This is a genomic window from Mycobacterium sp. E1715 (assembly GCF_001667625.1).
In the GTDB taxonomy this organism is placed as follows: domain Bacteria; phylum Actinomycetota; class Actinomycetes; order Mycobacteriales; family Mycobacteriaceae; genus Mycobacterium.
This window is the reverse complement of record NZ_LZJJ01000267.1, coordinates 21,084-32,872: the sequence shown is the minus strand read 5'-3', so window position 1 is coordinate 32,872 and position 11,789 is coordinate 21,084. Positions and strand designations below refer to the sequence as shown.

Here is an 11,789-nt window from a genome sequence, read left to right as displayed (position 1 = left end):
CCTACGCCGGCGGCCTGACGCCCATCCTGTGCCTGACCAAGACCGACCTGGCGCCGCCGGAGCCGTTCGCCGAGCAGTTCGTCGACCTGGACCTCACGGTGGTGGCCGCGGGCCGCGACGACCCGCTACTCGCGGTGGCCGACCTGCTCGGCGGCAAGATCACCGTGCTGCTCGGGCACTCCGGCGTCGGCAAGTCGACGTTGGTGAATCGCCTTGTCCCCGAGGCGGAACGGGCCGTCGGCGAGGTCACCGACATCGGCCGCGGCCGGCACACCTCCACCCAGTCCGTCGCCTTCCCTTTGAGCAAGCCCCTGGCGACCTCCGGCTGGGTGATCGACACCCCGGGCATCCGCTCGTTCGGGCTGGCGCACATCGAGCCCGAGGACGTGCTGATGGCCTTCTCGGATCTCGCCGGGGCGATCGAGGACTGCCCGCGCGGCTGCGGGCACATGGGGCCGCCGGCCGACCCCGAATGCGCCCTGGACGCGTTGTCGGGCCCCGCCGCCCGCCGCGTGGCCGCGGCCCGCCGGCTGCTGGCCGCGCTCAACCCGACTTAGCCAACCGCACGCCGAGCTCGTCCGGCGGCACCAGATGTCCCTCGGTGCAACGCATTTGGACCTCCGCATCGGCGCCACAGCCGAGGTGGGTCAGGCGAAGCCGGTGGCGGCCCGGCAGGTGGCGCCGGCCCCACTCGAACATCGCCCACACCACCGGCATGAAGTCGATGCCGGCCTCCGTGAGCACGTATTCCTCACGCCGGCGCTGCCCCGGCTCGTGGTAGGGCTGCCGCTTCAGCAGCCCCAGCTCGACCAGTTCGGACAGCCTGGCCGAGGTGGCGGCCTTGGTGATGCCCACCCGGCGGGCGAAGTCGTCGAAGCGCGTGGTGCCGTAGTAGGCCTCGCGCATGATGAGCATCGCGGATTTGGTGCCCACCACCGCCATGGTCTTCTCGATCGCGCACTCGCCGACGGCCGACCAGGTATCGCGGTCGGCGAGCGGCCCCTGTAGCAGTGTCATAAATCACCCTTCCGGCTGGGTTGCTTTTAGTGTACCTAGATGTTTACCTGGGTACAGCGGTCTATACCTAGATCGTCGGACTCAAGGAGGAGCCATGAACCGCGACGCCGTCATCGTCGGAGCCGTCCGCACCCCCATCGGCAAGGGCAAGCCCAGCGGTGCGCTGCACGACGTCTTGCCCGCCGACCTGCTGGCGCACAGCCTGCGGGAGCTGGTGGCGCGCACCGGCGTAGACCCGGCGCAGATCGACGACGTCATCGCCGGCGCCGTCGCCCAGGTCGGCGACCAGGCGGTCAACATCGCCCGCAATGCGCTGCTCGGTGCCGGATTCCCCGAGTCGGTTCCCGGGGTCACGATCGACCGGCAGTGCGGCAGCAGCCAGCAGGCCATCAGCTTCGCCGCCCAGGGCGTGCTCTCCGGCGCCTACGACCTCGTCGTCGCCGCCGGCGTGGAGTCGATGGGCCGCGTCCCGATGGGCACCTCGGTGCTGCCTGGCAGCAATCCCTTCGGCGAGGACATGACGCGGCGCTATCCCGACGGGCTGGTGCCGCAGGGCATCAGCGCCGAACTGATCGCGGCGCGGTGGGGCTTCTCGCGCACCCAGCTCGACGAGTTCTCCGCGGGCAGCCACGACAAGGCCGCGCGCGCCACCAAGGATGGGCTCTTCGACAACGAGCTGATCCCGATCGCCGGGCTGTCCGCCGACGAATTCATCCGGCCCGGCACGACGGTCGAGACGCTGGCCGGTTTGCGGCCGGCGTTCTACAACGAGGCGATGAAAGCCCGTTTCCCGCAGATCAATTGGGAGATCACCGCCGGCAACTCCTCGCCACTCTCGGACGGCAGCGCCGCCGTGCTGATCACCACCAGCGACGTCGCCAAGAAGCTCGGCCTGCGCCCGCTGGCGCGCATCCACACCACCACCGTCGTGGGCTCGGATCCGCTGTACATGCTGACCGGGGTCATCCCGGCCACCGAAAAGGTGCTCCACCGTGCGGGATTGACGCTGGCTGACATCGATCTGTTCGAGGTCAACGAGGCCTTCGCGCCCGTCGTGCTCGCCTGGGCGCACGACACCGGCGCCGATCTGGCCAAGACGAATGTCCACGGCGGCGCCATCGCGATCGGCCATCCGCTGGGGGCCAGCGGCGCCCGCATCATGACCACGCTCGTCAACGCTTTGGAGCAGCGCGGCGGCCGGTACGGGCTGCAGACGATGTGCGAGGGCGGCGGCATGGCCAACGCCACCATCATCGAGCGGCTGGGCTGACGACGATGTCCCAGAAGATCTTCGTCGTCGGCGGCACCGGCGCCCAGGGCATGCCGATCATTCGTGCCCTGGTCGCCGACGACAAGTATTCCGTCCGCTTCCTCAGCCGAGACCCCGGCTCCCGGCGAGCCAAGGAGCTGCTCGCCCTCGACAACGTGTCCGTGTTGGAAGGCTCATTCGCCGACGAGGCGAAGCTGCGGGAAGGGTTCCGCGGTTGTGATGCGGCATTCGTCAACATCGACGGATTCAACACCGGCGAGAAGACCGAAATGTATTGGGCCATCCGCAGCTACGAGATAGCGATCGAAGAGGGAATCAAGTTCTTCGTGTATGGCAACCTCGACTACGGGCTCAAGAAAGCGGGCTATGACTCGCGATTCCGCACCGGCCATTACGACGGCAAGGGCCGCGTGGGTGAGTGGATCCTGTTCCAGAATCAGGTGAACGCCGATCGGATGGGCGCGGCGGTCTTCACGTCGGGCCCCTACATCGAGATGGTGATTTCGCCCGGCACACCGATGGCCCCCACCATCGAGGATGGCGTGGTGACCTGGCGGGTTCCGCTCGGCGACGGGGCCGTGCCCCATGTGGCCCTCGAAGACTGCGGCTATTACGTCCGCTGGCTTTTCGACCACCCCGAGCGCGCGAATGGCATGGATCTCGAAGTCGCCGTCGACCAGATTCGCTACGCCGACCTCGCCGCGGCGTTCGAGGCGGTCACCGGGCATCCGGCGCGGTACATCGACACCGACCTGGACACCTACTGGCGCGAGGGCCCACTGAGCGGGGCCGCGGATGCGCCCGCCGGTTACAACGCGGACCCCAAGGACAAGAGCACGATGAACATCCGCGACAACTTCACCGGATTCTGGAACTTGTGGAAATACGAGGTGATCAAGCGCGATTACGGCCTGCTCGACGAGATCCACCCGAATCGGATCAAGACTGCCGAGGAGTGGTTCCGCCGCGAAGAGCAGTTGGGACGAGAACTGGGCAAGGGCGGCTTGTGGGACAGGGTGCAACCGGAGAACCGGACCCCGATCCTCAAGATCGGCGAGGACCGAAGGACAGGAAGATTATGACCGAGACGGTTTTCAACGGCGTGCGGGTGCGCCACGACAGCACCAAGAGCTACGACGAACTGCTCGCCGCGTTGCTCGCGGACATCGGCGAGCGAGCCGTCGCGATCAACGACATCGCGGCAACTAGCGACAACTGGGATTCTTACCGGCAGGCCGTCGAACCACACGTCGGCCCCAGCGGATTCATGTTGTTCGGGTTGTTCGACCACGGCGCGTGGATCCCCAAGGCCGGCATCGACCGCAAGGTGATTCGCGTAATCCTCGGCAACCCGTTGATCGCGATCACGATGCTGCGGCACGACCCGACCGCGGGCCTGTTCGCCCCGGTCGAAGTCTTGATCACCGACGAGCCGGCCGGCAGCAGCCTGACCTACGTCAAGCCGTCATCGCTGATGGTCGTCGAACCCAATCCCGAATTACTGAGCGCCGCGGAGCAACTGGACGCCAAGTTGGCTGCGCTGGCCGAAAAGGTGACGAGCGGCTAACGGCACCGGGTTGGGTCGGCGCACGGCTGACCGGTCCGCCTGGCATAGTCGGGCGACGGAAGCCGTCATCCAAAGGCCCTCGCCTCGCTTACGTTAGGAGTCACCGATGAGCGACGCCGACGCCGCATCTATCCGAGCCGCACGCAGCGACTGGATCGCCGAGCACCTCGAGACGTATCTGACCTCCGGCGGCGCGCGCGGCCACATCATGGACGTGAGCGCGGTCGGGGGCAGGGCGATGACCACCCACTGCCTGATCAGGTGTATGGGCCGCAAGTCGGGGAAGAGCTACGTCAGGCCGTTGATCTACGGCAACGTCGGTGGCGAGATCGTGGTCGTCGCGTCCAAGGGCGGTGCCGACACGCACCCGCAGTGGTACTTGAACGTCTTGCAGAGCAACACGATCGGCGTCCAGATCGCGACTCAAGCGTTCGAGGCCACTTGGCGGGAGCCCGAGGCCGAGGAACGCCACCAGGTGTGGGCGTACATGGCGCACCTGTATCCGCCGTACCTCACCTATCAGCAGTCAACCAGCCGTCAGATCCCGCTGGTGATGTTGACGCCCGTGCGGGCGATCGACGTCTTTTCCGCGGAAGACTCCCGGTAGCCGTTGCCGGGCAACCGAACTCGAGAGCTCAGAGCCAGCCGGTGCGGGCCGCGGCGACAGGCTCGGGCGGCGACGGGGCCAACTCCCCGTCGCGCACGCCGTCGAGCATCCGTTTGACCGCCGCGACGATCTCCGGTGCGGACGCGGCCAGGCCGGCCTTGTCGGCTTCGGGGACCTGGTCGGGATCGACCCCCGCCCGGGCCAGCACGGCGGCCGGGTCGGCGAGCTGATCGGTCAGCCAGGCGACCGGGTCGGCCGACAGCTCGGGGACGAAGTGCCGTCGCCCGGGCTCCCACCCATCGAACTTTGGGTGGTGATGGGCCCGGTCCAGGGTCCCGGGCGGGCTTTCGGTGGAGCCGAACAGATCCACCCGCCACACCGGGCGGTTGAAGCCGATCGGGACGCCGGCGTAGATCGACCCTTGCGGCTCGTCCCGGTCGACAATCCGCAGTTCCAGCCGGACGCCCCGCTCCGGGGTTTCCTGACCTTCCAGCGGGCGCGGGTCGACGAAGAACATGTCGCCGACGACGACACCCATGGTTTCGAATCCGAACGCTGCGAGCATGCCTTGAGCGTAGTCCCGGCGGCTCCGGGTCAGGCGCTGATCTCCTCGGCCACCGGTTTGGGCAACACCTCCAGGTAGTCGGCGAACGCGACCGCCCTTGTGCGGCGCTGATATTCGTGCACCAGCCCGGGCCAGTTGGTGGTGACCCGGCCCGATGCGGCGCGATACCAGGAGTCGCAGGAGGTCCACACGCCGGCGTCGAGCCGGGCCTGGACCTCGGCGTCGTAGGCCTGCTCCGCGGCGCGCCGAACCTCGAACGCGCGGACCACACCCCCGCGGGCGAGCTCTTCGGTGACCTGGCGGATGTAGCGGGCCTGCTGCTCCATCATCAGGATGATCGAGCTGCTGCCCAGGTTGGTGTTCGGGCCATAGATCAGGAACATGTTCGGGAAGCCCGGCACGGCCATGCCCAGATGGGCGCGCGCGCCTTCCGCCCACTCGGACTGCAGGTCCCGACCGTCGCGGCCGGTGATCGTCATCGGGGCCAGGAATTCGGTGGCCTTGAACCCCGTGCCGTAGACGATGACGTCGACCTCGTGCAGCCTGCCGTCGGCGGTGCGCACCCCGGTGGCCGTCACCTCGGTGATCGCGCCGGTCTCGACGTCGACGTTGTCGCTGGCCAGCGCCGGGTACCAGTCATTGCTGAACAGCACGCGCTTGCAGCCGATCGGGTAGTCGGGGGTCAGCTTCGCCCGCAGCACCGGATCCTTGATGTGCCACTTGAGGTTTGCCGATGCGGCGACGCCCACCAGCCGGGCGAGCGGGGCGACCTTGGTCAGCGCGAGGCCGAAGAACTCCGAGATCTCCCAGATCAGGCCTCGCATGGCGGAGGCGAAGCCGGGCGCCTTGGCGAACGCGGCGTGGTGCGCGCCGGTGTAGGCGCGGTCCGGCTTGGGGACGATGTAGGGCGCTGACCGCTGAAACACGATGACGCGCTGCGCGGTCTGGCGGATGCGCGGGACGAACTGGATGGCGGATGCGCCCGTGCCGAGGACGGCGACGCGCTTGCCGGCCAGGTCGACGTCGTGGCGCCACTGCGCCGAATGGAAAGAGGGACCCGCGAACGTATCCAGGCCCGGGATGTTCGGCAGCGCCGGCCGCGACAACTGCCCCACCGCGGGCACCAGCACGTCGGCCTCGTAGATCTCGCCGGACGAGGTCTCGACCCGCCACGTGGCGGTGCCGTCGTCGAAGGCCGCCGACGTGACCTCGACCCCGGTGCGCACCAGCTCGCGAAGGCCGAACCGGTCGGCGGTGTCGTGGATGTAGCCGAGGATGTCCGCCTGCTCGGCATACCGCCGCCCCCAGTCGGTCTTGCGGGCGAAGGAGTACGAGTACAGGTTCGACGGCACGTCGCAGGCGGCACCGGGGTAGGTGTTCTCCCGCCACACACCGCCGATGTCCTCGGCCTTCTCCAGCACCGTCACATCGGCCAGGCCATCCCGGGACAGCTCGTAGGCGGCGGCGAGGCCACCGAAGCCGGCCCCGATGACCAATACGCGAGGACGAGTCGAAGTCATAAGTGAAAAGTAGGCCCGGGGCGCCCGTCACCGGCAACCGATTGCGGTCGGCAAATCCATAATTCCGGCCACGATCAGACGGCGACCAACCGCCCGCGCGGCGCGACCGACCGCTGGTAGCGCGCGGGAGTCGTGCCCGTCCACCGCTTGAACGCGGCGATGAAGCTCGTCGCCTCCGCGTAGCCAAGCCGCAACGCGACGTCGTCCACCGACAGCGCGCCCGTCGCCAACAGCTCCTCGGCGAGGACCCGGTGCACCTCCTCGAGGAGGTCCCGAAAGGTCGTGTTCTCCTCGGCCAGCCGCCGCCGCAGCGTCCGCTCGCTCATCGCCAGCTGCCGGGCGACCGCCCCGATGGTGTGCGGTTCGCCGTCGACCGAGGCCAGCCGCTCACGGACTTGCCGGGCGACACCGGTCCGCGCCCGGCGCCGCTCCAACAGGGCGCGGCACTGCTGCTCGCACATGGCCACGCTGATCTCGCTGGCCTGCGGCAGCGGGTTGTCCAGCAGTTCGGCCGGCCAGCGCGCCACGTTCGCCGGCGCATCGTAATGCGGGGTCACGCCAAATGCCTTGCAGGCCAGGGCATCCGAGGACGGCGCCGGACCGGTGAACTCGATCGAGGTGAACGGGACCGCACGGCCGAGCAGCTCCGCCATGACCTGGGCGATGGCCGCCAGGTCGCGCCGGACGAGGAACTCCGCGACCGGGCCGGTCACGTCGGGCAGGTCGAGCCGCAGCGCCGCCACCGGCCCGTCCACCGTGACGGTCGGCAGGCAGAAGCCGTAGCTGAGTTCGTAGAACCGGGCAGCGAACCGGACGGCGTCGCCCAGTGTCGAACTGGTCAGGCAGGCGAAACCGAAGATGCCCAGCGATCCGACGTGATAGCCGCCGCCGACGCGCGTCCCCAGGTCGGCGGCTTCACCCAGCAGGTTCACCAGGTTCGTGACGACCGCCAGCTCCTGACGCCCGACGATCATCCGGTTGTGGTCGCGCAGGTCGGCCTCCGTCAGGCCGGTCCCGTTGAGCACGTCCGCCATGGCAATGCCATTCGCGCAACCGAATTCGGCCATCAACGCGACGCTGGCCATGCTGCGCGGGAAATCCCAGTGCGACACGTGCGATCCGACGAACACCTGCACGCACCCCAGTATGGCGAACGAGCGCGGGACGGCGGCCACACCGCGTCCGCACGCGCTGCGCTAGGCCGCCAGGTCGTCCGCGCGCCGCGCGTCGCGTTGCGCGCGCTTGCCGCGCCGCCAGCCGCGCACGGTCTCGATGGCGGTCTTCAGCCCGCGCCGGCGGCCGGTCTCCGGGTCGGTGCCCGCGAATTCGGGCCCCAGCTCGTCGAACATCCGCTCGCTGCGGGTTTCCGGCGCGTTGTCGGCGTCGTCGCGCAGGTATTTGTTCGGCAGCGACAGCTTGGCCAGCGTGCGCCACGTCTTGCCGTACTGCACCAGGAACGACCCGGTCGTGTAGGGCAGGTCGTACTTGTCGCAGATTTCGCGCACCCGCACCGCGATCTCCGCATACCGGTTGCTCGGCAGGTCCGGGAACAGGTGGTGCTCGATCTGGTGGGACAGGTTGCCGCTCATGAACCGCAGCGCGGGCCCCGCCTCGAAGTTGGCGCTGCCCAGCATCTGGCGCAGGTACCACTGCCCCTTGGTTTCGCCGATCATGTCGGTCTTGGTGAATTTCTCTGCGCCATCAGGGAAATGGCCGCAGAAGATGACCGCATTGGCCCACACGTTGCGGATGATGTTGGCCACCGCGTTGGCCTTCAGCGTGGATCGGTACGTCGCGCCGGGCGACAGCGCGGTCAGCGCCGGGAACGCGACATAGTCCTTCACCACCTGCCGGCCGGCCTTGGCCAGGAACTCGTCGACCCGCTGCCGGGCGTCGTCGTGCTCCATCCGCTTCTTGACGATCTTGCCGATCTCCACGTGCTGCAGGCCGACGCCCCACTCGAAGAGCAGCGCCAGCATGGTGTTGTAGACCAGGTTGAAGATGTTGAAGCGCTTCCAGCGCTGGTCGCGGGTGACGCGCAGCAGGCCGTAGCCGACATCGTCGTCCATCCCGAGGATGTTCGTGTACTTGTGGTGCACGAAGTTGTGGGTGTAGCGCCAGTGCTTGGACGACCCGCTCATGTCCCACTCCCACGTCGAGGAGTGAATCTCGGGGTCGTTCATCCAGTCCCACTGGCCGTGCATGACGTTGTGGCCGATCTCCATGTTCTCGATGACCTTGGCCACGCCCAGCGTTACGGTGCCGGCCCACCAGGCCGAGCGGCGAGAACTGGCGGCCAGCAGCAGCCGGCCGGATACCTCCAGCGCACGCTGGGCCGCGATGGTGCGGCGGATGTAGCGGGCGTCCCGCTCGCCGCGCGAGTCTTCGATGTCCTGGCGGATGGCGTCCAGCTCAACGGCCAGGTTTTCGATGTCGGCGTCCGTCAAATGGGCGAATACGTCGACGTCGGTGATCGCCATCGTCTTCTTCTCCCTACGGTTTGATTTGTCCGTCCTGAACAGGTCAAGACCTACGCTATCGTAACCTACGAACCCGTAGGTTACCTGTGAGTAGCCTTTAGATGTCGAGCACGCAGTCGCCCGAGGCGGCCGAGACACACGTCTGAATCCGGGTGCCCGGATCGTGTTCCACGCCGGTGCGCAGGTCGCGAACGTGACCTTCCACCAGACCCACCACGCACGACTGACATATACCCATTCGGCAGCCGAACGGCATCTGCACGCCGGCCCCCTCCCCCGCGTCCATCAACGACGTGGCGGCGTCGGCGGCGACGGCGCGGCCGCTCTCCGCGAAGGTGACCGTTCCGCCCGCGCCGGCCGGCGCGGCCTTGGACACCGCGAACCGCTCCAGGTGCAGCCGGTCGCCGATGCCCGCGGCCGACCAGATCTTCTCGGCCTGGGCCAGCATGCCCTCCGGCCCGCAGGCCCAGGTGTGGCGTTCGCGCCAGTCCGGCACCTCGTGGTCGAGCAGGGCGAGGTCGAGCCGGCCCTGCGAGCGGGTCTCCCGCAGCTTCAGTCGGTAGCCCGGGTGCTCGGCCGCCAGCGAGGCCAGCTCGGCGCGAAACATCACGTCGGATTCGGTGGGCGCCGAATGAACGTGCGTGATGTCACCGATCTGGCTGCGCCGCAGCAGGGTTCGCAGCATCGACATCACCGGCGTGATCCCGGATCCGGCGGTGAGGAACAGGATCGACGACGGCGCCGGGTCGGGCAGCACGAAGTTGCCCTGGGGCGCGGCCAGCCGGACGATGGTCCCGCGCGCGACGCCGGCCACCAGGTGGGTCGAGAGGAAACCCTCGGGCATCGCCTTGACGGTGATGGTGACGGTGCGCGCGGAGCCGGATCCGGACGTCGCGGCAGGGCTGGACGTCAGCGAATACGACCGCCAGCGCCAGCGTCCGTCGACCAGCAGGCCGATCCCGATGTACTGACCCGGCTGGTAGTCGAAGTCGAAGCCCCACCCCGGCTTGATCACCAGGGTCGCGGAATCCTCCGTCTCGCGGCGCACCTCGAGGATGCGGCCCCGCAGTTCTCGCGCGGACCACAAGGGGTTCGCCAGGTGCAGGTAGTCGTCGGGCAGCAACGGTGTGGTGATGCGCGCGGCGATCTTGCGCAGCGCGTGCCAGCCGGGATGCCGGTCCGCGCCCGCGACAACGGGTCGCTTGGTCTCGACGACGTTGCCCTTGATAGCGGGGTTACGTCTGCCCAGAGGAAGCTCCTGCTCACTACGCGGCGTCTTGGTTGCGCTCACCATTGTGGTCGATTCCTGGGGCCTCACGAAACCTACGGTAGCGTAACCTACGGTTGCGTAGCCAGGGTGGCACGCCCCGAACGCGTCACATTCGGCGTCAGAGCAGCTCGAGCAGGAACGGCAGCTCCTGGTTTGCGTACCAGGCCAGATCGTGGTCCTGAGCGTCACCGACTACCAGCTCGGCGTCCTCGTCACCCAGGTCGGCGGCGTCGATGACCTCGATGGCCTTCGTCACATCCGGCTCGGCCGCCGCGTTGTCGACGTAGGCGGCGACCACTTCGTCGAGTGCGACGGGCGCGCCGAGCCTCACCACGGCGTCGTCGAGGTCGGGACGGAAGGTGACGTCGCCGACCTCGGCGGCCAGCACCGCGCGCCGCGGCGGCAAGCCCCCCTCCGCTTCCGAGTCGGCCAGCAGGCGTAGCGACGCCAGCGCGGCCTCGCGCAGCGCGACCTCGGCGAGTTCGTCGTCGTCACCCTCGGCGTAGGACTCCCGCAACGTCGGCGTCAGCGCGAACGCGGTGCCGTTGACGGGCATCAACGAGCCGTCGGCGACCAGATGCTGCAACATGGCCAGCGTGGCCGGGATGTAGACCAGCGTCACGTATCCCCCATCAGTGTGGCCGCGTAGTCGTCGACGTACTTGGACAGCTCACGCGGCGGGCGCTGGTAGTTCCCGCTCACCACCGGGGTCTTGGGCAGTTTGACGTGGGGCCGCTCGACGTCGTGGTATTCGATGGTAGCCAGCAGATGCGCCATCATGTTCAGCCGCGCATGCTTCTTGATGTCCGATTCCACGACGTACCAAGGGCTGACGGGGGTGTCGGTGTGCACCATCATTTCGTCCTTGGCGCGTGAATAGTCCTCCCGCCGATACAGCGACTCGGTGTCCATCGGGCTGAGTTTCCATTGCCGCACAGGGTCACTCAGGCGCGCCTTGAACCGGCGCAGCTGCTCGTTAGCGGAGACCGAGAACCAATATTTGCGCAGCAGTATCCCGTCGTCGATCAGCATCTGCTCGAAGATCGGCGTCTGCCGCAAGAACAGCGCATGCTCCTGCGGCGTGCAAAATCCCATGACCTTTTCGACGCCGGCGCGGTTGTACCAGGACCGGTCGAACAGCACGATCTCCCCTTTGGCGGGCAGATGGGCGATGTAGCGCTGGTAGTACCACTGGCCGCGTTCGCGTTCCGTCGGCGAGGGCAACGCCGCGATGCGGGCGACGCGCGGGTTGAGATATTCGGTGATCCGCTTGATGGTGCCGCCCTTGCCCGCCCCGTCGCGGCCTTCGAAGATCACCACGAGGCGCTGGCCGGTGTGCCGTACCCACTCTTGCAGCTTCACGAATTCCGTTTGCAGGCGGAATAATTCGGCGCGGTATACCTCTTCGGAAATCTTGGGCGCTTTCGGCTCCGCCGATTTCGCCGGTTTCGCCTTGGGGCTTTTCGTCGCGGTGCTCACATCAACGAATGATA

General features: G+C 67.8%; 13 protein-coding genes. 5 read left to right on the top strand and 8 right to left on the bottom strand.

The window, feature by feature from the left end; all coding sequences use genetic code 11:
- Positions 1 to 557 (top strand): GTPase RsgA (rsgA, locus tag A9X03_RS13990; RefSeq protein ID WP_156746557.1); only part of this gene is annotated, 557 nt, incomplete at its 5' end.
- Here the strand turns inward: rsgA and A9X03_RS13985 are convergent.
- A complete protein-coding gene (locus A9X03_RS13985; protein ID WP_067757229.1) occupies positions 544 to 1,017 on the bottom strand; it encodes a helix-turn-helix domain-containing protein in 474 nt (157 codons plus the stop codon). The genes rsgA and A9X03_RS13985 overlap by 14 nt on opposite strands.
- A 94-nt stretch (positions 1,018 to 1,111) precedes the next feature.
- Here A9X03_RS13985 and A9X03_RS13980 point away from each other — a divergent pair, with 94 nt between their 5' ends.
- The 4 genes from A9X03_RS13980 to A9X03_RS13965 all read left to right on the top strand — a co-directional run bounded on the left by A9X03_RS13980 (position 1,112) and on the right by A9X03_RS13965 (position 4,461).
- Positions 1,112 to 2,287: a thiolase family protein gene (locus A9X03_RS13980; protein ID WP_068261561.1), complete on the top strand. Its 1,176-nt coding sequence runs from the start codon at positions 1,112 to 1,114 to the stop codon at positions 2,285 to 2,287.
- 5 nt (positions 2,288 to 2,292) lie between these two features.
- On the top strand, positions 2,293 to 3,369 hold the full coding sequence (locus A9X03_RS13975; RefSeq protein ID WP_068261558.1) for an NmrA family NAD(P)-binding protein: 1,077 nt from the start codon (positions 2,293 to 2,295) through the stop codon (positions 3,367 to 3,369).
- The gene (locus A9X03_RS13970; protein WP_067888224.1) at positions 3,366 to 3,854 is read left to right on the top strand and encodes a DUF302 domain-containing protein; all 489 of its coding nucleotides are present in this window, start codon (positions 3,366 to 3,368) and stop codon (positions 3,852 to 3,854) included. Before A9X03_RS13975 ends, A9X03_RS13970 begins: the two co-directional genes overlap by 4 nt.
- 106 nt (positions 3,855 to 3,960) lie before the next feature.
- Positions 3,961 to 4,461 carry a nitroreductase/quinone reductase family protein gene (locus A9X03_RS13965; RefSeq protein ID WP_067757217.1) on the top strand — a complete coding sequence of 167 codons (501 nt, stop codon included), beginning with the start codon at positions 3,961 to 3,963 and terminating at the stop codon, positions 4,459 to 4,461.
- A 28-nt stretch (positions 4,462 to 4,489) separates the two neighbouring features.
- Here A9X03_RS13965 and A9X03_RS13960 read toward each other — a convergent pair whose 3' ends face one another.
- The 7 genes from A9X03_RS13960 to ppk2 all read right to left on the bottom strand — a co-directional run bounded on the left by A9X03_RS13960 (position 4,490) and on the right by ppk2 (position 11,775).
- A complete protein-coding gene (locus tag A9X03_RS13960) occupies positions 4,490 to 5,026 on the bottom strand; it encodes a hypothetical protein (protein ID WP_068261555.1) in 537 nt (178 codons plus the stop codon).
- A 29-nt stretch (positions 5,027 to 5,055) separates the two neighbouring features.
- Positions 5,056 to 6,546, bottom strand: a complete 1,491-nt coding sequence (locus tag A9X03_RS13955) for an NAD(P)/FAD-dependent oxidoreductase (RefSeq protein WP_068261552.1) — start codon at positions 6,544 to 6,546, stop codon at positions 5,056 to 5,058.
- A 74-nt stretch (positions 6,547 to 6,620) separates the two neighbouring features.
- Entirely contained in the window at positions 6,621 to 7,682 is a 1,062-nt protein-coding gene (locus tag A9X03_RS13950; RefSeq protein ID WP_082950285.1) for an AraC family transcriptional regulator, read from the bottom strand.
- Positions 7,683 to 7,742: 60 nt separating this feature from the next.
- Positions 7,743 to 9,026, bottom strand: coding sequence for a fatty acid desaturase (locus tag A9X03_RS13945; RefSeq protein WP_067889438.1), 1,284 nt, complete (start codon positions 9,024 to 9,026; stop codon positions 7,743 to 7,745).
- A gap of 97 nt (positions 9,027 to 9,123) precedes the next feature.
- Positions 9,124 to 10,317, bottom strand: a complete 1,194-nt coding sequence (locus A9X03_RS13940; protein ID WP_369828458.1) for a ferredoxin reductase — start codon at positions 10,315 to 10,317, stop codon at positions 9,124 to 9,126.
- Positions 10,318 to 10,414: 97 nt separating this feature from the next.
- Positions 10,415 to 10,918, bottom strand: a complete 504-nt coding sequence (locus tag A9X03_RS13935; protein ID WP_156670214.1) for a hypothetical protein — start codon at positions 10,916 to 10,918, stop codon at positions 10,415 to 10,417.
- Complete coding sequence (gene ppk2, locus A9X03_RS13930) at positions 10,915 to 11,775, bottom strand: polyphosphate kinase 2 (RefSeq protein WP_067759063.1); 861 nt, start codon at positions 11,773 to 11,775, stop codon at positions 10,915 to 10,917. The genes A9X03_RS13935 and ppk2 overlap by 4 nt, the downstream gene beginning before the upstream one ends.
- Between the last annotated feature and the right edge of the window lie 14 nt (positions 11,776 to 11,789).